Genomic DNA, 20,462 nt, shown 5'->3' with positions numbered 1-20,462 from the left:
GAAGAGGGTGTGCGGACAGCGGAAGGAACGCATGGTGACCCAGTACACGGCCCGGCTGGGGGCGTTGCGCGCCCGACCGCACCTGCGGTGGGGCGCGGGGCGGCGGGTGCGCCGGGTGGCCATGCTGAGCGTGCACACCTCACCGCTGCACCAGCCGGGCACCGGTGACGCCGGCGGTATGAACGTGTACATCGTGGAGCTGGCCAAGCGCCTGGCCGAGCGAGACATCGAGGTGGAGATCTTCACCCGGGCGACCACGGGCGCACTCCCGCCGTGCGTGGAGCTGGCGCCCGGTGTGATCGTCCGCCACGTGGCCGCCGGACCGTACGAGGGACTGGCCAAGGAGGATCTGCCCGCCCAGCTCTGCGCCTTCACCCACGGCGTGACGCAGGCGTGGGCCGGTCACCGCCCCGGGCACTACGACCTGGTCCACTCGCACTACTGGCTCTCCGGCCATGTCGGCTGGCTGGCCGCCCAGCGCTGGGGCGTCCCGCTGGTGCACGCCATGCACACCATGGCCAAGGTGAAGAACGCCGCACTCGCCGCCGGCGACTCCCCCGAGCCGGCCGCCCGGGTGATCGGCGAGACGCAGGTCGTCGCCGCCGCGGACCGGCTGATCGCCAACACCGACGAGGAGGCCGGTGAGCTGGTACGGCACTACGACGCGGCGCCAGGCAAGGTCGCCGTCGTGCACCCCGGGGTCAACCTCGACCGCTTCCGGCCCGGGCCCGGCCGCGCAGCCGCCCGGGCCCGCCTCGGTCTGCCGCAGGACGCGGTGATCCCGCTCTTCGCCGGCCGCATCCAGCCGTTGAAAGCCCCCGACGTGCTGGTCCGCGCGGTCGCCATCCTGCTGGCCGAGGAGCCGGAGCTGCGCGACCGGATCGTCGTTCCGATCGTCGGCGGCCCCAGCGGCAGCGGCCTGGCCCGGCCGGAAGCGCTGCACAAGCTGGCGGCGCGGCTCGGAGTCGGGGACGTCGTACGGTTCCAGCCGCCGGTGGACCAGGAGCGGCTCGCGGACTGGTACCGGGCGGCGACCGTACTGGTCATGCCCTCGTACAGCGAGTCCTTCGGCCTGGTCGCCATCGAGGCGCAGGCGTGCGGCACGCCGGTGATCGCGGCGGCGGTCGGCGGACTGCCGGTCGCGGTCAGCCATGGGCGCACCGGGTTCCTGGTGCCCGGTCACGACCCGCACGACTACGCCAAGGTGCTGCGGCGGTTCGTCGACCGCCCGGAGACCGGCGCCGCGCTCGGCGAGGCGGCGGCCCGGCACGCGCGGGACTTCGGCTGGGACACGGCGGCAGCGGACACGGCCGAGGTGTACGCGGCGGCGCAGCACGAGCACCGGCGTCACCTACGATCGGCCCATGGCTGAGGACGCATCGCGCGCACCGCACGCTTCCGCGAAGGCAACCCCCGTTGCCGCGGACGCCCCGCACGCCTCCGCGGCGGCACCGCACGACCCGCAGCACGGCGCACGGCAGGTCGTCGAGCAGGCGCTGCGCGACGCCGAGCTGCCGTTCGAGTCGCCGCGCCCGGGGACCTACGTCACCCAGCTCCCCGGCACACGGAAGCTCTTCACGACCTGCCAGTTGATCGTCGGGCGGCACACCGTGTCGCTGAACGCCTTCGTGGTCCGGCGGCCCGACGAGAACCACGAGGCGTTCTACCGCTGGCTGCTGGAGCGCAACCTCCGCCTGTACGGGGTGAGTTACGCGATCGACCGGCTCGGCGACGTCTATCTGACCGGGCGGCTGCCGCTGGCCGCGGTCTCGGCGGAGGAGGTCGACCGGCTGCTCGGCGCGGTGGTGGAGAACGCGGACGGCTCCTTCAACACCCTGCTGGAGCTGGGCTTCGCCTCGGCGATCCGCAAGGAGTACGCGTGGCGGACGGCGCGGGGGGAGTCCACGCGGAATCTGGACGCGTTCACCCACCTGACCGGCGAGGAGGCGTGAGCCACCGGAACCGCCGCGGGAGTCCCACGCCCACCTCGTGTACCGCGCGTGACAGTCCCCCGTCTCTGTAAGAGCCACTATGGCCGTGCGTCTATTACGGAGGCCACCCGTGACGTGCCACGGCGTTTTGTTAGGCTCCCCTGCATGGCTGCTGCTGCGTACAAGCTGATCCTCCTCCGCCACGGCGAGAGCGAATGGAACGCGAAGAACCTGTTCACCGGGTGGGTGGACGTCAATCTCAACGAGAAGGGCGAGAAGGAGGCGGTACGCGGCGGCGAGCTGCTGAAGGACGCCGACCTGCTTCCCGACGTGGTGCACACCTCGCTGCAGAAGCGAGCGATCCGCACCGCCCAGCTCGCGCTGGAGGCCGCCGACCGGCACTGGATTCCGGTGCGCCGCTCCTGGCGGCTGAACGAGCGGCACTACGGCGCCCTCCAGGGCAAGGACAAGGCGCAGACGCTCGCCGAGTTCGGCGAGGAGCAGTTCATGCTCTGGCGCCGCTCGTACGACACCCCGCCGCCGCCCCTCCCCGACGACTCCGAGTTCTCCCAGGCCAACGACCCGCGCTACGCCACGATCCCGCCGGAGCTGCGCCCCCGCACCGAGTGCCTCAAGGACGTGGTCAACCGGATGCTGCCGTACTGGTACGACGACATCGTCCCCGACCTGCTGACCGGCCGCACCGTCCTGGTCGCCGCCCACGGCAACTCGCTGCGCGCCCTCGTCAAGCACCTCGACGGCGTCTCCGACGCGGACATCGCCGGCGTCAACATCCCCACCGGCATTCCCCTCGCCTACGACCTCGACACCGACTTCCGCCCCGTCGTCCCGGGCGGCACCTACCTCGACCCCGAGGCCGCCGCGGCGGCGATCGAGGCGGTCAAGAACCAGGGCAAGAAGAAGTAGCCGGCGGGCATTCGGTCCCGCCGGCCGCCGGGTCGCGGGACCCGCTGGTACGACGAGGCCCCCGGGGTGCGGTGATGTCCGCCGACCGGGGGCCTCGGTCTGTCGTGGGAAGGCTAGTGGGTACAGCCGCTGCACTGGCAGGGGCCGCCGGACTGGCAGCCGCAGCCGCAGCCCGAGCCGCAGCCGCAGGCGGCCAGCAGCGGGAGCGGGGCGCGCAGGGGGGCGGTGCGGGGTGCGGGCTGGTCGCTCGCGGGCGGTGGCGTGGGGTATTCCGGCATCAGTACACCCTCTCCTCTTCACTTGCCTACCGGCCAGTGAAGCGCGTTGCGATCGGGCGCATCAACGGCGCACAAGGGCACAACACCCGCGGGGCGTGCCGTCGCGCGCCGGTGACGCACGCCCCCGTAGTCACACCCCTTCCACCGGTGTCGGCGTCAGTTCGTCCGCGTGCTCGCCGGTGACCAGGTACACCACGCGCTTGGCGACCGAGACCGCGTGGTCGGCGAAACGCTCGTAGTAGCGGCCGACGAGGGTGACGTCGACCGCCGTCTCGATGCCGTGCTTCCAGCGGTCGTCCAGCAGGTGCTGGAAAAGGGTGCGGTGGAGTTCGTCCATCCGGTCGTCGTCCGCTTCGAGCTGGAGCGCGTCGTCGACGTCCTTGGTGACGATGACCTCCGCCGCCTTGGCCATCAGGCGCTGGGCGAGCTGACCCATCTCCAGTATCGTGCTGTGCAGGTCGCGTGGGACGGCGGACTCCGGGAAGCGGAGCCGGGCGAGCTTGGCGACGTGGCGGGCGAGGTCGCCGGAACGCTCCAGGTCCGCGCTCATCCGCAGGCTCGTGACCACGATCCGCAGGTCCGTGGCGACCGGCTGCTGCCGGGCCAGGAGTGTGATCGCCCGGTTCTCCAGCTCGCGCTGGAGGTCGTCCACCTTCTCGTCCGCCGCGATCACGCTCTCCGCGACGTTCAGGTCCGCGTCCAGCAGTGCGGTGGTGGCCCGGCCGATAGCGGAGCCGACAAGCCGCGCCATCTCGACCAGTCCGTCACCGACCGAGTCGAGCTCCTCGTGGTATGCGTCCCGCATCGCGTTCCTTCCCTGTGTACAGAGGCTTCTCCTCCACGCTGCCACGCTGGTGGGCGTACGCGTACCCGTCGCGCACCGGGAGTGAATCGGCCCCCACGTGAAGGTGAACTCTTGGCAACGTACATCCGAGAGCTCTCTGTGAGGGGTGTGGAGTGCGTGAACGGTCCACCTAACCTGGTGCCATGGACGTGAACGCGGCAGTCGCCGCCGCCAGCGCGATGGCCGGTCTGCTGACCGGTGTGATCGCCGTGCTGGCGTTCCGCTGGAGCGAGCGGGAACAGGCCCGCCCGACCCGTACCGCGCTGCGGCCCGACGGCATGACAGCCGGACTGCCGCCGGGCGTGGACACCGTACTGTCCGTACTCCGCTCCTCGGCGGTCGTCCTGGACGAGGGCGACACGGTGGTCAAGGCCAGCTCGGCGGCGTATGCGCTGGGGCTGGTACGAGGCGGTCGGCTGGCCGTCGACCAGATGCTCCAGATGGCCCGTGAAACCCGGCGGGACGGCGAGATACGGCAGGTGGAACTGGACCTGCCGCGCCGCGGCGCCGGTCGCGGCGAGGGCCTGGCCGTCTCCGCCCGGGTCGCCCCGCTCGGCTCCCGGTTGGTGCTGCTGCTGGTCGAGGACCTGACCGAGGCCCGGCGGATCGAAGCGGTACGCCGTGACTTCGTGGCCAATGTCAGCCACGAACTGAAGACCCCGGTCGGCGCGCTCTCGCTGCTGTCCGAGGCCGTGATGGACGCGGCCGACGACCCCGAGGCGGTCAACCGGTTCGCCGGGCGGATGCAGGTCGAGGCCACCCGGCTGACCAGCCTGGTCCAGGAGATCATCGACCTCTCCCGGGTCCAGGACGACGATTCGCTGGACGACGCCGAGCCGGTGGCCGTGGACGACCTGGTCGCCGAGGCCGTGGACCGCTGCCGCCACCGGGCCAACACCAAGCAGATCACCATGGCCACCGGATCCAACCCCGACCTGTTCATCTGGGGAAACCGTGGCCAGCTCGCCGCGGCCCTGGGCAACCTGGTCGAGAACGCCGTCAACTACAGCCCGGCCAGGACGAGGGTCGGGATCGCCGGACGCCGGATCGCCGCACCCGGCGGCGCCTCCCGGGCCACGGGCCCGGCCGGCTCCGGCGGCGGGGATCTCATCGAGATCGCCGTGACGGACCAGGGCATCGGCATCTCCGAGAAGGACCGCGACCGGATCTTCGAGCGCTTCTACCGGGTGGACCCGGCGCGCTCGCGGGCCACCGGTGGCACCGGGCTCGGCCTGTCCATCGTGAAACACGTGGCCGCCTCGCACGGCGGGGAGGTCACGGTGTGGAGCGCCGAGGGACAGGGCTCCACCTTCACCCTGCGGCTTCCCGAGGCCGGGATCGCCCGCTACCGCGCACTTCCGCCCGGCACCGACCCCGAGGCCGAAGCGTATGCCGACCCGGCCTACGAGCCGTCGGACGACCAGCTTTTCCAGACCCTCCCCGAACACATCCCTGCCCCGGAGGTCCTTCCGTGACCCGCGTACTCGTCGTCGAGGACGAAGAGTCCTTCAGCGACGCGCTGTCGTACATGCTCCGTAAGGAGGGCTTCGAAGTCGCCATCTCCGCGACCGGGCCCGACGCCTTGGACGAGTTCGAACGCAACGGCGCCGACCTGGTACTTCTCGATCTGATGCTGCCGGGGCTGCCCGGCACGGAGGTCTGCCGCCAGTTGCGGCTCAAGTCGAACGTCCCGGTGATCATGGTGACCGCCAAGGACAGCGAGATCGACAAGGTCGTCGGCCTGGAGATAGGGGCCGACGACTACGTGACCAAGCCGTTCTCCTCGCGGGAGCTGGTGGCCCGCATCCGCGCGGTGCTGCGTCGCCGCGGCGAGCCGGAGGAGGTCTCCCCGGCGGCACTGGAGGCCGGCCCGGTCCGGATGGACGTGGACCGGCACGTCGTCACGGTCGGCGGCGGCAAGGTGGACCTGCCGCTCAAGGAGTTCGACCTGCTGGAAATGCTGCTGCGCAACGCCGGCCGCGTGCTGACCCGCATGCAGCTCATCGACCGGGTGTGGGGCGCGGACTACGTGGGCGACACCAAGACCCTCGACGTCCACGTCAAGCGCCTGCGCGCGAAGATCGAGCCTGACCCGGGCGCCCCGCGCTACCTGGTGACGGTACGAGGCCTCGGCTACAAGTTCGAGCCGTAGGCCGCCACCGGGTCCTCCGGTCCTCCGGTACGCAGAACCGATTCCTCCGCCACGGGAGGGCTGACAGGGAAAGGGGTCCGGCCGGTGCCGGACCCCTTTCACGTACCGCTGGTGGTGCGCAGTGCTTGCGGTCCACCGCGCGACTGCTACTGGGACGCGGCGGTGGCCGTCGCCGGGGCGGTCGCGGGAGCCGTGTCGGTCGGCGCCGTCGCGCTCGGAGTCGCCGGAACCGTGGCGGGCGCCGTCGGAGCCGCCGTGGGCGGAACGGACGTGGGGCCGTACGGCTCGAAGTAGCCGGTGGCGGGGGTCACGTTGATCAGCAGCGCGACCGGTCCGGTGGAGCTGAAGACGAAGACCGCCTTCTGTACGTCACCGTCGCGCAGCGCCTCGCTGCCGGAGCTGATCGTGGCGGCGGGGTTGCCCTTGCCGCCGAGCAGCACGGAGCCCTGCGCCGGCACGGTCACCGTCTGGCCGCCGTCCGCGCCGGACAGCGACGCGTTCATCGAGCCGGCGAGCTGGACCGACTGGAGGGTCTGGTCGGTGGCGCCGTTGTTGAACAGCCGGGCCGAGACGCTGGCCGGGCCGTTCGGCTGGGTGAGCACGAAGGCGTTCTGCACCTGGATGTCGCCGACGGTGACGGAAGGGCTGTCCGGGCTGATCTCCAGCGTCTCCGCGCTGTTCCCGGCGGCGCAGGCGGCGAGGGGGGCGAGCGAGAGCGCGAGGACGGCGGCGAGGGCGCCGCGACGGAAGCTGCGGACCACGGCGGCGGCATCTCCTTGGGCAGGTGTGGAAGATCTTCTACGGCCTTAGATTACCGAGCCGCCCCGGACTGCGTGCACCGGCCCCGCCATTACCGCCCGGCCACGGCTTGGCCGCCGCATCGCGTTTACCGCCACCCGTTAGCGGGGCAGGTCGTGATCGGGAGCGATCCGTTTTCCATGACTGTGCAAAATTCGATCTTCAACGAGCCGGCGGCCGAACGGAGTAGCGAGGTTCCACCCGTCCGGGAGGGACAAACCCGGACGTAATCTCGCCTGTTCAGAGGCTTCCCGGCCAGTAACGACCGTGTTTCGACCCCGCCGTATACCTGCTCCGACCTGCGAATTCCTCCCCGACGGGGCACCCTCCAGCACGTTCCGGGGGCGCTTGTCAAGCCCCGAGATATGCCCTGACCTGCGAAAACGCCATTCAGATGAGGGCGTTCCCGTGTTACTCTGGATAGCCACGGAAGGGGTACCTGTCACATGACGTTCAAGGTTGGCGACACCGTGGTCTATCCCCATCACGGGGCCGCGCTGATCGAGGCCATCGAAATTCGCCAGATCAAAGGCGTGGACAAGACCTACTTGGTGCTCAAGGTCGCCCAGGGCGACTTGACGGTACGCGTGCCCGCGGACAACGCGGAGTTCGTCGGCGTACGCGACGTGGTCGGTCAGGAGGGTCTGGACCGGGTCTTCGAGGTGCTGCGCGCGCCGTACACCGAGGAGCCCACCAACTGGTCCCGCCGGTACAAGGCAAATCTGGAGAAGCTCGCGTCCGGTGATGTCATCAAGGTCGCGGAGGTCGTGCGTGACCTGTGGCGCCGGGAGCGCGAGCGCGGCCTGTCGGCCGGCGAGAAGCGGATGCTCGCCAAGGCCCGGCAGATCCTGGTCAGCGAACTCGCGTTGGCGGAGAACACCAACGAGGACAAGGCCGAGGCGCTGCTCGACGAGGTCCTCGCGTCGTAAGACCGTCCCTGCGGACGTTCTCGTGTCGCGTGCCTGGACGGCGTGCCCCCACCCCCTGGGTCCGTCGGGGGGAACCCCGAAACACGCCCCCGTGATGTACCGACTCACGTAGACGCAAACCCTGCCGCGGCACCCGGTTGAGCACGACGGCCGGGTGCTGCGGCATGCTTGTTCACGCGTTTCCCCGGCTTCACGGAAGGGGCCCGGAGGAACGTCGTGCTCTGGCACCCACCCCCAGCCTCCGGCCGGGGGTACCTCCAAGCGATACCCATCTCATACAAGGACACAAACCTGCGTACCGCAGCCGTCATTCCCGCCGCCGGACGTGGCGTCCGGCTTGGCCCCGGCGCGCCCAAGGCGCTGCGCACCCTCGGCGGGGTACCGATTCTGGTCCATGCCGTCCGCGCGATGGCTCGTGCCCGCGCCGTCCAGGTGATCGTCGTGGTGGCGCCTCCGGAGGAGACCGCCCAGGTCAGGGCGTTGCTCGATGCCCACGGCCTGCCCGAGAACACCGACATAAAGGTCGTGCCCGGCGGTGAGGTCCGGCAGGAGTCGGTCCGGCTCGGCCTGGCCGCGCTGCCCGACGACGTCGATGTGGTGCTCGTCCACGACGCGGCCCGCCCGCTGGTCCCGGTCGAGACGGTCGACGGCGTGGTCGACGCGGTGCGCGACGGCGCGCCCGCCGTCGTACCGGCCGTGCCGCTCGCCGACACGGTCAAGAGCGTCGACCCGGACACCGGCGTGGTCACCGGCACCCCGAGCCGCGCCCTGCTGCGGGCCGTGCAGACCCCGCAGGGCTTCGACCGGGCCACCCTGGCCAAGGCGCACGCCACGGTCACCCATGGGGTGACCGACGACGCGAGCATGGTCGAACACCTCGGGGTGCCGGTGATGGTCGTGCCGGGCCACGAGGAGGCGTTCAAGGTGACTCGCCCGCTCGACCTGATCCTCGCGGAGGCGGTCCTGGCCAGGCGGCGGGCGACCGATGGGTACTGAGCCGCCCGAGACCGTCCCCGAGACCGCCCCCGAGGCCGTCCCGCTCGCGGGCGCACTGCCGCAGGTCGGCATCGGCACCGACATCCATGCCTTCGAGGAGGGCCGCGAACTGTGGTGCGCGGGCCTGCGCTGGGAGGGCGAGGGCCCCGGGCTCGCCGGGCACTCCGACGCCGACGTGGTCGCGCACGCCGCCTGCAACGCGCTGTTCTCCGCCGCCGGCCTCGGCGACCTCGGCGCGCACTTCGGCACCGGGCGCCCCGAGTGGACCGGAGCCTCCGGCGTGACGTTGCTCACCGAGGCGGCCAGGATCGTCCGCGCGGCGGGGTACGCGATCGGCAACGTCGCCGTGCAGGTCGTCGGGCAGCGCCCCAAGATCGGCAAGCGGCGGGACGAGGCCCAGCAGGTGCTGTCCGCCGCGGTCGGCGCGCCGGTCGCGGTCAGCGCGGCCACCACCGACGGGCTGGGCTTCACCGGCCGCGGCGAGGGGCTGGCGGCGATCGCCACCGCGCTGGTGGTGCGCACTCGCCCGGACGGGTGAACTCGCGGCGGTCCGGGCGGGTCGCGGAATGCTGTGGGGGTCGCCGTACGTTGCGTGATCGGAACAGCACCCGCCGATACGTCACGCGGTGCGGCGTCGAGGTCCGACCCCGCGGCACGTGACGCCGTACGCTCGAAAGGCACTGTCATGCCCGCTCTCTCCGACCAGGCCCGCGCGCTGATCGACGGCGCGAACGTCGCCACCGTCGCCACGATCCAGCCCGACGGCCGCCCGCAGCAGTCCCTGGTGTGGGTCACCCGCGAGGGCGACGAGGTCCTCTTCTCCACGCTCGAAGGCCGCCAGAAGCACAAGAACCTGGTACGGGACCCGCGCGTGACCCTGCTCGTCCACTCCGCCGCCAACCCCTACGCCTACCTGGAGATCCGCGGCACCGCCACCATCGGCCACGAGGGGGCGGCCGAACTGATCGACACCCTCGGCGTGAAGTACACCGGGAAGCCGTACGACTACGACGAGCCCGGTGACATACGGATCGTGGTCCGCGTCTCGGCGGAGCACATCGTCGAGCGCAGCTGAGGCAGCGGCTGGTCACGGCCTGCCCGCCGCGGCGAATGTCACCGTTGTGTGTGCTCTGTGCCAGACCGCGCGGGGCACACGCTTCGGGCCACTACCCTTGAAGGCGTGACTATTCGCCTGTATGACACCAACGCGCGCCAGGTCCGTGACTTCGTCCCGCTCACGGCGGGGCGCGTCTCGATCTACCTGTGCGGCGCCACGGTGCAGGCGGCCCCGCACATCGGGCACATCAGGTCGGGGCTCAACTTCGACATCCTCCAGCGGTGGTTCCGCTACCGCGGCTATCGGGTCACCTTCGTCCGCAACGTCACCGACATCGACGACAAGATCATCAGGAAGGCCGCCGACCAGGACCGCCCCTGGTGGTCCATCGGCTACGAGAACGAGCGCGCCTTCACCACCGGTTACGACGTGCTGGGCTGCCAACCCCCCACGTACGAGCCGCGTGCGACCGGTCATGTGCCGGAGATGATCGAGATGATGCAGGGGCTGATCGAGCGCGGGCACGCCTATGTCGCCGACGGCAACGTGTACTTCGACGTGCGCTCGTACGACGGCTATCTGGAGCTGTCCAACCAGGAGTTGGACAACCTCCGCCAGCCCGAGGGCGAGGGCGAGACCGGCAAGCGCGACCAGCGCGACTTCGCCATGTGGAAGGCGGCCAAGCCCGGCGAGCCGTCCTGGGACACGCCCTGGGGACGCGGCCGTCCCGGCTGGCACCTGGAGTGCTCCGCGATGGCCCACAAGTACCTGGGCGGCGTCTTCGACATCCACGGCGGCGGCATCGACCTGATCTTCCCCCACCACGAGAACGAGATCGCCCAGGCCAAGGCGTACGGCGACCGGTTCGCCCGCTACTGGGTGCACAACGCCTGGGTCACCATGAGCGGCGAGAAGATGAGCAAGTCGCTCGACAACTCGGTGCTCGTCTCCGACATGGTCCAGCGCTGGCGTCCCATCGTGCTGCGCTACTACCTGGGCACCCCGCACTACCGGTCGATGATCGAGTACAGCGAGGAGGCGCTGCGTGAGGCCGAGGCCGCGTTCGCGCGGATCGAGGGCTTCGTGCAGCGGGTCACAGAGAAGGCCGGCAAGGTGGTCGCGCCGGCCGCCGAGGTGCCGCCCGCGTTCGCCGAGGCGATGGACGACGACCTGAGCGTCCCGCAGGCGCTCGCCGTGGTGCACACCACGGTCCGGCAGGGCAACAGCGCGCTCACCGCGGACGACAAGGAGACCGCGGTCGCGCGGCTCGCCGAGGTGCGTGCGATGCTCGGAGTGCTGGGCCTCGACCCCCTGGACGAGCACTGGGCGGGCGAGGGCCGCGGCGACGACTTGCACGGCGTGGTGGACTCGCTGGTCCGACTGGTCCTGGAGCAGCGGCAGTCCGCCCGGGCCCGCAAGGACTACGGGACGGCCGACGCGATCCGCGACCAGCTCGTCCAGGCGGGCCTGGAGATCGAGGACACGCCCACCGGCTCCCGGTGGACCCTCCGAGGATGAAGCCGAGATACAGCGCGGGGTGGAGGTCGCGACCGAGGAACGAGGGAGCGGCGTCCGCCCGGAGCGGAGTCGAGGCGGAATCCGACCACGTACGCTGCGTTGGATGAAGCCGAGATGCAGCGCAGGGTGAAGGTCGCGACCGGGGAACGAGGGAGCGGCGTCCGCCCGGAGCGGAGTCGAGGCGGAATCCGGCCGAGAAGCGCTGCGGCTGACCCCGCGCCGCCGACCAGCGCCGAACCCGCGCGCCACAGACGTTTGTTGAGCTCGACCGAACTCGACCGAAGAAGAGTGAGAGTGCCCCATGGCCGGCAACAGCCAGCGCAGGAACCGCCGTACGTCCAACAAGAAGGGTGCTACGGTCGGCAGCGGCGGGCAGCGGCGCAAGGCCCTTGAGGGCAAGGGCCCCACCCCGCCCGCGGAGATGCGCAAGGGCCACAAGAAGAACCGCATCGCCACCGCCCAGGCCAAGCGCGCGGTCTCCGCGCAGTCCCGCCGCCCCTCCGGACGCGGCGCCAAGTCCACCTCGGAACTGGTCGTCGGCCGCAACCCGGTGGTCGAGGCACTGCGCGCGGACATCCCGGCGACGGCGGTGTACGTACAGCAGTTCATCGACAACGACGACCGGGTGCGCGAGGCGCTGACACTGGCCACCGACCGCGGTGTGCCGCTGCTGGAGGCCCCCCGGCCCGAACTGGACCGGCTCACCGCCGGGCTGAACCACCAGGGCCTGGTGCTCCAGATCCCGCCGTACGAGTACGCGCACCCCGACGACCTGGCCGCCGACGCCGCCGATCAGGGCGAGGACCCGCTGATCGTCGCCCTGGACGGGGTGACCGACCCGCGCAACCTCGGCGCGGTCGTCCGCTCGGTCGCGGCCTTCGGCGGTCACGGCGTGGTGGTGCCCGAGCGGCGCGCCGCCGGGATGACGGCGGGTGCCTGGAAGACGTCGGCGGGGACCGCCGCGCGGGTGCCGGTGGCCCGCGCGACCAACCTCACCCGCACCCTGGAGGCCTACCAGAAAGCCGGGCTGCTCGTCGTCGGGCTGGCGGCCGACGGGGACGTCGAGTTGCAGGATCTGGAAGCGCTCGCGGGTCCGGTGGTGATCGTCGCGGGCAGCGAGGGCAAGGGCCTGTCCCGGCTGGTCGGCGAGACCTGTGACCTGCTGGTGCGCATTCCGATGCCGGGCGGCGGCGCCGAGTCGCTGAACGCGGGCGTGGCCGCCGGCGTGGTGCTCTACGAGGCGTCGCGGCGCCGCGCGAGGTAACGCAGTGTCCTAATCGGGTGTCACTCGGTTAGATGAGTGTGGACACCAGAACACCCCGCACTCCTACGGGGGGAGGAGCGCCCGGATTCGACGAGCGTGTGCTGACCATGCCGCGGGTGCCGAGCGATCCCGCCCAGGTCATCGTCAATCACGCGAGCTTCCGGGTGCAGCTCGGCGCGAACTCGGCGCATGCCCTCGGCCTCGGCACCCACGGCTCGTTCGGCTCCGACGGCTCCCACGGCCCGCTCGACCCGCTCACCGACACGGCGCGGATTCCCGTCGTACCGCGGAGCTCCGGCCCCACCGGTGCTCCGGCCGGCCGCCGGAAGCTGGCGCCCGTGGTGTGGTCCGGGCGCGCCGAGCCCGGCGACCCCCTGGCCGGTGAGCTGTCGCAGGCGGTGCGCAACGCCGGGGCGGGCGCCGCCACCCAGCTGCTGCCGCGGATCGACGAGACGACCGTACTGCCGCCCGCCGTCCCCACGGTCGTCGGGCCGCGGACCGCGGGGGAGCCGACCGGGCTGCTCAGCGGCGTACGCCCGGCGCGCGGTGCGTACGATCCGGCGGACGACGCGGGCGACGACGAGCCGCGCGTCGGCTACATCGGGGAGGACGAGGAGGCGACCGGACGACGGCCGCGCGGCCGCCGCGCGGACCAGGTGCGGCACGCCTGGTACCCGCACCGCCGGATGAACCTCGGCATCGTGCTCCTGCCACTGCGGATCTTCCTCGGCTTCGTCTGTGTCTATGCCGGCATGGGCAAGCTCTGCGACCGCGTCTACTTCGACGGCGGCGAACGCGGCTCGATGGTCACCTGGCTCTCCTCACTGCACCCCTGGGCGCTCGCCGAGCCACTGCGCGACTCGGCGCTGAACCACCCGGTGGGCGCGGGCCTGAGCATCGCCTTCCTCCAGATCGTGGTCGGCGTGCTGACCGTCTTCGGCCTGTGGCAGCGGGTCGCCGCCGTCCTCGGCGCGGGCCTGTCGGTCGCGCTGCTGGTCACCGTGAGCTGGCGGACCGTACCGGTCTACGACGCCCCGGACTTCATCTACCTGGCCGCCTGGAGCCCGCTGATCATCGCCGGCGCTCCGGTCTACTCGATCGACGGCCACCTGGCCGGCGACGCCTGGCGGCGGCTCGGCCCGCGGGTCGGCGTGTGGGACCTGCGGCGCCGGGTGCTGCGCCGCGGCACCGCACTGGCCACCGTCATCATCGGCCTGACGCTGCTGGTCGGTTCGGTGCTCGGCGCGGCGGTGCGGGCCACCACCGGCCCCGACCGCGGCCGGCCCGGCGATCCGTACGTGGTGCCGAGCAACAGCCTGCCGGGCTCCCCCCTTCCGCCCCTGACCGGCGGCTCCCCGTCCGGTTCCGCCCCCGAGCCCTCGCAGTCCGTGAAAACCAGGAAGAAGGCGCACCGGAACGCGGTGACGCAGGCTCCGACGACGACGCCGGGGTACACCGAGACGACGAGCGGCGCGGGCGCGACCACGCGGGCCACGTCCGGCGGCTCGGGTGCGCAGTCCGGCACCGGCTCGGGTACGGGTACGGGTTCGCCGTACGGCTCCTCCGGTACGGGGTCCGGTCCCGGCTCCGACGGCACCTCGCAGGCGCCGCGATCTCCGGCCGGGCCGACCGGCCAGGCGCCCGCCGCCCCGCCGCAGCCGTCGGCCAGGCCCAGCCAGGGCGCGATCGGCGGACTGCTCGGCAGTCACTCGCCGACGGGCCTCCTGCTGGGCATGGAGCCGGGCCGAAGCGGCCCGGGCGGGGCGAGGAGCAGCGCGTAGGGCGTGCCCTGCTCCCTGGTCCCCGGAGGAACCGCACCCCTGTCCTCGCAGGACCGCGGCGGCCCGTACCGATCCCTCACCGGTACGGGCCGCCGCCGTTGCGCGTACCAGGTCGGCGCGCGCAGCGGACGGGCTCCTGTACGCCTTACGGTGAGCGCGATGTACGGGTGCGTACGCCCTACGCCGAGTGCGCCGCGCGCGCGCCCAGTTCCTTCGCGGCCTCGCTGAGGTCCTTCGCGGTGTCGATCGCCCGCCAGTAGGCGCCCTGCGGGATCGGGTAGCCGGCCAGGCGGCGCTCGCGGGCCAGGCGGGGGAAGGTGGTGCGCTCGTGGTCGCCCAAGTCCGGCAGCAGCGCGGTGAATTCGGGCGTGAAGACGTACACGCCTGCGTTGATGAGGAACGGTGAGGGCGGTGCCTCGATGAAGTCCAGCACCTGCCCGAACTCGTTGGTCTCCACCGCGCCCCACGGGATACGCGGGCGGGCCAGTGCCAACGTGGCGGTGGCGTCCCGCTCCTCGTGGAAGGAGGCCATGTCACGCAGCGAGAAGCGGGTCCAGATGTCGCCGTTGGTGGCGTACCAGGGTTCGTTCTGGCGGGGGAGCGAGGCGGCGGCGTACTTCAGGCCGCCGCCGCGGCCGAGCGGCTCGACTTCGACGACCGTGGTGACGGTCAGCGGCAGCGGCGTGGCGTCCAGCCACTCCTGGAGCACCTCGGCGAGGTGCCCGCAGGAGACCACGGCGTCGGTGACACCCTCGGCGGCCAGCCAGGCGAGCTGATGGCCGATGATCGGCGTCCCGGTGCCGGGGATCTCGACCATCGGCTTGGGCCGGTCGTCGGTGTACGGCCGCAGGCGTGTGCCCTGCCCACCGGCCAGCAGGACGGCCTGCGTGACGGGGGAGACATCGGCGGGCGGGTCGGGGCGGTCGGCGCGCGTCATGGAGCGCACCCTATGGGATCAGCCCATCGAGGCGACGCCGGTCGCGAACGCCGTGTCGCACACCGGCCGTGACCACGCCTGGGCTCGCTGCGTCGCACCGTCGTACTTGGCGACCGCGGCGCGGCCGAGCGAGCGGGCGATGGACGCGCAGTAGCGGGCGAGCGACGGGTGCCGGACCATGGCGACCTGGAGGTCGGTCAGGGCGACGCCCGGGTCCTTCTCCTGGAGTTCGGCCAGCAGTCGGTGGCGGAGCGCCTCCTGGGGCGCGGCGGCGGCCACCTCCGCCTTGCTCCTCGCGGAGGCGGTGAGGATCTGCGCCTCCGAGGACGAGGCCGCCCATGGGACGCGGGTGACGGCGAGCGTTCCCGACAGGACGAGAACGACCGGAAGAACGAGCGCGAATGTCTTGCCGAGACGGCGTGCTACCTGGATCACGCATCGGATGGTAGCGACTGGTGATGATGTGGCGACAATCAGTCACCCTGACGAGGGAGTGAAGTCGCCGATGAGGGTGGCGCGGATTGACGTACGCGCTCGAAAGGGCCAGGTATGCGTGGGTATGTGGCGACACCGGGTACGGACCCGTACGCACGGCGGGCGGCGAACCGGTCCGTGCCGGTCCGCCGCCCGCTCGCAGCGATCAGGTGTCCTCGCGCGGTCAGTCGCTCAGGCGCTCGCCGGAGGACGTGGCGAAGACGTGGGTCTCGCCGGCCCGCGGGATGACGTGCAGGACCGAGCCCTTCTCCGGGATCGCCCGGCCGCCGACCCGGATGACCAGGTCCTTGTGCTCGCCGCCGACCTCGGCGGAACCGTACACGTAACCGTCCGCGCCCAGCTCCTCGACCACGTTGACGGTGACGGCCAGGCCCGCGGGGGCGTCCTTGGACAGCGCGTTGCCGCTGCTCTCGCCGTTGACGATGTCGAAGTGCTCGGGGCGGACCCCGACGGTGACCGTGCGGTCGCCCTTGTCGGCGGCGGCCCGCACCGCTTCGCGCTCGACGTTCACGACCGCGTTGCCGAACTTCACGCCGCCGTCGATGATCGGGACCTCGACCAGGTTCATCGCCGGGGAGCCGATGAAGCCCGCGACGAAGAGGTTGGCCGGGCGGTCGTACATGTTCCGCGGGCTGTCGACCTGCTGGAGGAGGCCGTCCTTGAGCACCGCCACGCGGTCGCCCATGGTCATGGCCTCGACCTGGTCGTGGGTGACGTAGACGGTGGTGACGCCGAGGCGGCGCTGGAGGCTGGCGATCTGGGTACGGGTCTGCACACGCAGCTTGGCGTCCAGGTTCGACAGCGGCTCGTCCATGAGGAAGACCTGCGGCTCGCGGACGATCGCGCGGCCCATCGCGACGCGCTGCCGCTGACCACCGGAGAGCGCCTTGGGCTTACGGCCCAGGTACTCGCTGAGGTCGAGGATCTTGGCGGCCTCCTCGACACGCTTGCGGATCTCCGCCTTGTTGACGCCGGCGATCTTCAGGGCGAAGCCCATGTTGTCCGCGACGGTCATGTGCGGGTAGAGCGCGTAGTTCTGGAACACCATCGCGATGTCCCGGTCCTTGGGCGGCAGGTGCGTGACGTCACGCTCCCCGATCCGGATGGCGCCGCCGTTGACGTCCTCCAGCCCCGCGAGCATCCGCAGCGAGGTGGACTTGCCGCATCCCGACGGCCCGACCAGGACCAGGAACTCGCCGTCCCCGACCTGGATGTCGAGCCCGTCCACCGCGGGCTTCTCGCCGCCCGGGTAGATCCGGGTCGCCTTGTCGAACGTGACAGTAGCCATGACTGTGCGCAGTCCCTTCACCGGCAGGAACGTGCCGGACGATCCGAGTAAAGGAAGTCGACCAATTGGTCCAGTCCGCACCGCGCGGACTTCCCGGCGACGCTACCCCCGCGACGGCATCCTTGTCACCAGCTCCCGCCCACCGGTTTTTCGCCCGCACCCCGGGAACCCCGCCCGCTACACTTACACGCGCGCCTCCTTAGCTCAGCTGGCCAGAGCGACGCTCTTGTAAAGCGTAGGTCGTCGGTTCGAACCCGACAGGGGGCTCCACGAACAGCCTGATCAGGCCGCTTCCGGTCCGGCAGGCTCGCCGTCTTCCGGCTCCTGCGTGAGCGGTGCGTGAGCGGAAGTGTCCTCGGCTGCCTTCCTGGCCCGGGGCACTGCCGCTGCCGCGCGCTCGGTCAGCTCCTCCTCGTATTCCTCGAACAGCTCCATGTAGGTGTTCGAGGTCAGCACGATCGTGGAGTGCCGCAGCTTCTTCTTCGCGTCGTGCAGGTCTCCGCCGCCGGCCTTCACCAGCGCCGCTGCACCGTGTCTCAGGTCCCGCAGGTTGATCGGCGGCAGCCCGGCCGCCTCGCGGACGTCCTGGAAGACGTCCGATACCGAGTCCGGGTGCAGCCACGTCCCGTCTTCCTGGACGAACACCTTGCCCGTGTCCGTCCACGGCAGCCGGTCCGCCTCGCGCCGGGCGCGCTCGGCCAACTGCCGCTCTCGGTGCGCCTGTAGTACCGCCACCGTCTCCTTGTCGACCTTCACTTCGGCCGCCGAGCCGTCCGTCTTCGGGTCGGTCTCGATGGGCGTCCACCTGTCGCGGACGATCTCCTTGGCCACGCCTATGGCGCGGCCTGCATAGTTGACGTTCGCCCAGTCCAGGCCGACCGCCTCACCGCGCCGCAGCCCGTGGTGTGCGATCACGTGGAAGATGGCGTACAGGCGGTGGCTCTCAGCCGCGTCGAGGAACGCGCCGAGCTGGGCGGGCGTCCACACCATCACACGGCTCGGCTTCTCGCCGGCCGCCTGCCAGCGCGCCACGCGCTCCGCCGTCCACAGCATCCCCTTCGGGCGCCGCACGGTCTCCAGCTCGACGTAAGCGGCCGGGTTGAAGGTGATGTACTGCCGCCGGATCGCGAAGTTCAGCGCGGTCCGGAGCGTGTTACGGATCTCCAGCTTCGTGGCTGGCCCGGTGATGCGCCGGTAGGGCTTCATCTCGGCGAGTTTGGCGCGCTCGGCGTCCAGGCGGGCCCGCTCGGCGGCCGGCGGCCGGGACCGCTTCCCCCACGTCGCCCGCGCCTCCTGCTCACGGCGCGCGGCGTTCTCTGCCCGTATCACGTCGTTGGCGTCGTCGATCGTGTCGAAGTACGCCTGGCAGTGCCCGACGTTCAACCGGTCGAGGCGGTGGTGTCCCAGCGCGTGACGAAGGTGGTACTCCACGCGCGACTCGTAGTTGTTCACAGTGGTGGCCCGCTTCGACTTCCGTTTGGCCTCAAGCCACTCGTCGAGCAGGTCGCCCACCGTCATCGTGGATGTCAGCTTCTGCCCGTGGACCAGTCGCCGCCGGGTCTCTGCGAGGTCGGGCAGGGGCGCGTTCTTGTCCTTGGAGACGGCCTCCAGCAAGTCCCCGATCTTCACCTGCGCCTCGGTGTCGTCACCGTCCGGCAGGGCGAGCAGGGCGCGCACGGCGTCCAGCGCCTCCTGGGCCTTCTTCGCGGACTCGTACCCGGAGCGGCTGAACGAGCGCCGGCCGCCGTCCTCTCGCGGGGGCAGTTCCTGTCGGACGGCGTACACGCCGTGCCGTCTGCTGGTGAGCTGCGAGCACGTCTTGCCCAGCGGCTTGCCGTCCTCGCCGCGGCAGTAGCAGCGGCGGTAAGTGGAACCCTTCATGCAAGTGCCTTTCAGATGGTCCGAACGCCCCTATGATTCCTTGCTAATTTCGCCACCGCGAGATCCTGGAGCAGGGCCCAGAATTCCTTCTTTGCGCGCCTGCGCAACCCACTTGGCGGCCGTGGAATGGGTTGTCGCGAAAACTTGCTGTACGGCCCGGGTGGGCGGCGCTCCATCTGCGTCCGCCTTCCGATACGCCTCGGCCACCTTTTCCAGGTGCTCGCGCGTAATGCGGTTCCGCCGTCGGCGGTGGATAGAAGTCGACTCGGCGCGCTCGGCGTTGAGTCGGCCAAATCCCTTCAGCTGACTTTGCCAGGTACGCGCGGCCTCGTCCCAACTGCTGCGCAGATCACCCCAGCCGTTCTCTGCGCTCTCCTTGGCGAGCTCGTCGGGGTCAACCGTCGCCAGGAAGCGAGCCATGCCGATGATGCACAGGCGCTTCCAGGTGTCCATGGGCGCAGCTCGGCGCATCCGGTCGAGAGCCGTTGGGACATCACTGCGCGACGACATGACCGTCGTCAGCTGCACTTCACCCTCATGGGTCCGGAAACAGAGGAAGACGACGTCGCTCTGATCGTCGGGATGCGCAACTCCGGTGAATGACTCTGGCAGCAGGACATTTCCCGCTCGTTCGAGCGCGGGCCAGTGAACGAACTGATCCATAGGCCAGCCGGCGAGGACGTTCAGGACCCAGCCGTCAGGGAGTGTCGGAGTCTCAACCATGTGCCCATCATGTCGTCGTGGCAAAGGTTCGGCAAGCCGAGCACATGTTGGAACCACCTGATCGCGGGTAGCTACTGGCAGAGTTACTGCAAGGTGATGGGTGGCGGAATGGCAAGGTGACGGGTAGGGTTCCCGTCATGACCAAAGCCCACGCTTTGCGTCTCGTCCAGCTCCGTGCGGCCATCTCCACTGGAGAAACGCGCGAGTTGCGAGTCGCTGCGCGTCTCTCGATCAGCGAGCTGGCAGCCGCTTGCGGCGTCGACCAGTCCACTCTTTGGCGGTGGGAGCAGGGAAAACGTCTGCCTCGCGGTGACCGCGCCCTCCGCTACGCCGACCTTGTCGACTCGCTCCGTAAGCGGATCAGGGAGTCGGCGTGACGGCCGCCGAAGCAGTACAGGCCACCACCGATGCCGTCCACCGCAACGCGTCGAGGATCGCCGAGATCATCGACCCCAACCAGCCCGCTGTGGTCCCCCTGTGGTCCCGCGAAGGGCTCTGCGTCGGCAAAGCCCTCGGGCTGGCTGAAAGCACGACCTATCAGCTCGCTGCGCAGAACCGCTTGCCGATCGAGGTCATCCGGCTCGGCCGCCGCCGCGTGTGCCGGACCGTCGACCTTCAACGCCTCCTCCGGCTCCTGCCCGAGGAAAACGACAACGCCCCCGG

21 protein-coding genes and 1 tRNA gene are annotated in these 20,462 nt (G+C 70.9%); 15 read left to right on the top strand and 7 right to left on the bottom strand.

Annotated features, from left to right (window positions below):
* The first annotated feature begins 34 nt into the window (after positions 1-34).
* From mshA to VIW71_RS00735, 3 genes are all read left to right on the top strand, one after another.
* A complete protein-coding gene (gene mshA / locus VIW71_RS00745; protein ID WP_414720618.1) occupies positions 35-1,372 on the top strand; it encodes a D-inositol-3-phosphate glycosyltransferase in 1,338 nt (445 codons plus the stop codon).
* On the top strand, positions 1,365-1,952 hold the full coding sequence (locus VIW71_RS00740; protein WP_331619799.1) for a YbjN domain-containing protein: 588 nt from the start codon (positions 1,365-1,367) through the stop codon (positions 1,950-1,952). The genes mshA and VIW71_RS00740 overlap by 8 nt, the downstream gene beginning before the upstream one ends.
* Before the next feature lie 144 nt (positions 1,953-2,096).
* Positions 2,097-2,858 (top strand): phosphoglyceromutase, encoded by a 762-nt coding sequence (locus VIW71_RS00735; RefSeq protein WP_331619798.1) that lies wholly within the window; start codon positions 2,097-2,099, stop codon positions 2,856-2,858.
* A gap of 408 nt (positions 2,859-3,266) precedes the next feature.
* On the opposite strand, the gene phoU is transcribed toward VIW71_RS00735, so the two are convergent.
* On the bottom strand, positions 3,267-3,941 hold the full coding sequence (gene phoU, locus VIW71_RS00730) for a phosphate signaling complex protein PhoU (protein ID WP_331619797.1): 675 nt from the start codon (positions 3,939-3,941) through the stop codon (positions 3,267-3,269).
* 182 nt (positions 3,942-4,123) lie between these two features.
* Between phoU and VIW71_RS00725 the strand changes: the two genes are divergently transcribed.
* Entirely contained in the window at positions 4,124-5,455 is a 1,332-nt protein-coding gene (locus VIW71_RS00725; protein ID WP_331619796.1) for a sensor histidine kinase, read from the top strand.
* On the top strand, positions 5,452-6,132 hold the full coding sequence (locus tag VIW71_RS00720) for a response regulator transcription factor (RefSeq protein WP_202235241.1): 681 nt from the start codon (positions 5,452-5,454) through the stop codon (positions 6,130-6,132). Before VIW71_RS00725 ends, VIW71_RS00720 begins: the two co-directional genes overlap by 4 nt.
* 146 nt (positions 6,133-6,278) lie before the next feature.
* On the opposite strand, the gene VIW71_RS00715 is transcribed toward VIW71_RS00720, so the two are convergent.
* Positions 6,279-6,893, bottom strand: a complete 615-nt coding sequence (locus tag VIW71_RS00715) for a DUF461 domain-containing protein (RefSeq protein WP_331619794.1) — start codon at positions 6,891-6,893, stop codon at positions 6,279-6,281.
* A 483-nt stretch (positions 6,894-7,376) separates the two neighbouring features.
* On the opposite strand from VIW71_RS00715, the gene VIW71_RS00710 reads away from it, so the two are divergent.
* The 7 genes from VIW71_RS00710 to VIW71_RS00680 all read left to right on the top strand — a co-directional run bounded on the left by VIW71_RS00710 (position 7,377) and on the right by VIW71_RS00680 (position 14,475).
* Positions 7,377-7,859: a CarD family transcriptional regulator gene (locus VIW71_RS00710; protein WP_033174074.1), complete on the top strand. Its 483-nt coding sequence runs from the start codon at positions 7,377-7,379 to the stop codon at positions 7,857-7,859.
* Between the two features lie 264 nt (positions 7,860-8,123).
* Positions 8,124-8,855, top strand: a complete 732-nt coding sequence (ispD, locus tag VIW71_RS00705) for a 2-C-methyl-D-erythritol 4-phosphate cytidylyltransferase (RefSeq protein WP_331619812.1) — start codon at positions 8,124-8,126, stop codon at positions 8,853-8,855.
* The gene (ispF, locus tag VIW71_RS00700) at positions 8,845-9,393 is read left to right on the top strand and encodes a 2-C-methyl-D-erythritol 2,4-cyclodiphosphate synthase (RefSeq protein WP_331619792.1); all 549 of its coding nucleotides are present in this window, start codon (positions 8,845-8,847) and stop codon (positions 9,391-9,393) included. Before ispD ends, ispF begins: the two co-directional genes overlap by 11 nt.
* A 147-nt stretch (positions 9,394-9,540) precedes the next feature.
* Positions 9,541-9,930, top strand: a complete 390-nt coding sequence (locus VIW71_RS00695; protein ID WP_331619790.1) for a PPOX class F420-dependent oxidoreductase — start codon at positions 9,541-9,543, stop codon at positions 9,928-9,930.
* A 105-nt stretch (positions 9,931-10,035) separates the two neighbouring features.
* Complete coding sequence (gene cysS / locus VIW71_RS00690) at positions 10,036-11,430, top strand: cysteine--tRNA ligase (protein ID WP_331619789.1); 1,395 nt, start codon at positions 10,036-10,038, stop codon at positions 11,428-11,430.
* A gap of 301 nt (positions 11,431-11,731) precedes the next feature.
* Positions 11,732-12,694 carry a 23S rRNA (guanosine(2251)-2'-O)-methyltransferase RlmB gene (gene rlmB / locus VIW71_RS00685; protein WP_331619787.1) on the top strand — a complete coding sequence of 321 codons (963 nt, stop codon included), beginning with the start codon at positions 11,732-11,734 and terminating at the stop codon, positions 12,692-12,694.
* A 107-nt stretch (positions 12,695-12,801) separates the two neighbouring features.
* The gene (locus VIW71_RS00680; RefSeq protein WP_331619811.1) at positions 12,802-14,475 is read left to right on the top strand and encodes a DoxX family protein; all 1,674 of its coding nucleotides are present in this window, start codon (positions 12,802-12,804) and stop codon (positions 14,473-14,475) included.
* Between the two features lie 178 nt (positions 14,476-14,653).
* Here VIW71_RS00680 and VIW71_RS00675 read toward each other — a convergent pair whose 3' ends face one another.
* From VIW71_RS00675 to VIW71_RS00665, 3 genes are all read right to left on the bottom strand, one after another.
* Positions 14,654-15,412: a nucleotidyltransferase family protein gene (locus tag VIW71_RS00675; protein ID WP_331619786.1), complete on the bottom strand. Its 759-nt coding sequence runs from the start codon at positions 15,410-15,412 to the stop codon at positions 14,654-14,656.
* Positions 15,413-15,430: 18 nt separating this feature from the next.
* Positions 15,431-15,847: a hypothetical protein gene (locus VIW71_RS00670; RefSeq protein WP_331619784.1), complete on the bottom strand. Its 417-nt coding sequence runs from the start codon at positions 15,845-15,847 to the stop codon at positions 15,431-15,433.
* 223 nt (positions 15,848-16,070) lie between these two features.
* The gene (locus VIW71_RS00665) at positions 16,071-17,195 is read right to left on the bottom strand and encodes an ABC transporter ATP-binding protein (RefSeq protein ID WP_331619783.1); all 1,125 of its coding nucleotides are present in this window, start codon (positions 17,193-17,195) and stop codon (positions 16,071-16,073) included.
* Between the two features lie 193 nt (positions 17,196-17,388).
* Between VIW71_RS00665 and VIW71_RS00660 the strand changes: the two genes are divergently transcribed.
* Positions 17,389-17,465: transfer RNA gene (locus tag VIW71_RS00660), tRNA-Thr, on the top strand.
* Positions 17,466-17,477: 12 nt separating this feature from the next.
* Here the strand turns inward: VIW71_RS00660 and VIW71_RS00655 are convergent.
* Positions 17,478-19,076: a tyrosine-type recombinase/integrase gene (locus VIW71_RS00655; protein ID WP_331619782.1), complete on the bottom strand. Its 1,599-nt coding sequence runs from the start codon at positions 19,074-19,076 to the stop codon at positions 17,478-17,480.
* Between the two features lie 30 nt (positions 19,077-19,106).
* Positions 19,107-19,799, bottom strand: a complete 693-nt coding sequence (locus VIW71_RS00650) for a hypothetical protein (RefSeq protein ID WP_331619781.1) — start codon at positions 19,797-19,799, stop codon at positions 19,107-19,109.
* 137 nt (positions 19,800-19,936) lie between these two features.
* Here VIW71_RS00650 and VIW71_RS26475 point away from each other — a divergent pair, with 137 nt between their 5' ends.
* The gene (locus tag VIW71_RS26475) at positions 19,937-20,176 is read left to right on the top strand and encodes a helix-turn-helix domain-containing protein (protein WP_414720617.1); all 240 of its coding nucleotides are present in this window, start codon (positions 19,937-19,939) and stop codon (positions 20,174-20,176) included.
* The coding region (locus VIW71_RS00645; protein WP_331619780.1) for a hypothetical protein at positions 20,173-20,462 on the top strand (290 nt) is incomplete at its 3' end. The genes VIW71_RS26475 and VIW71_RS00645, both read left to right, overlap by 4 nt.

This window comes from Streptomyces sp. (genome assembly GCF_036524955.1).
Taxonomy (GTDB): Bacteria; Actinomycetota; Actinomycetes; order Streptomycetales; family Streptomycetaceae; genus Actinacidiphila.
The sequence above is the reverse complement of the archived record's forward strand: the minus strand, read 5'-3'. Positions and strand labels throughout refer to the sequence as shown.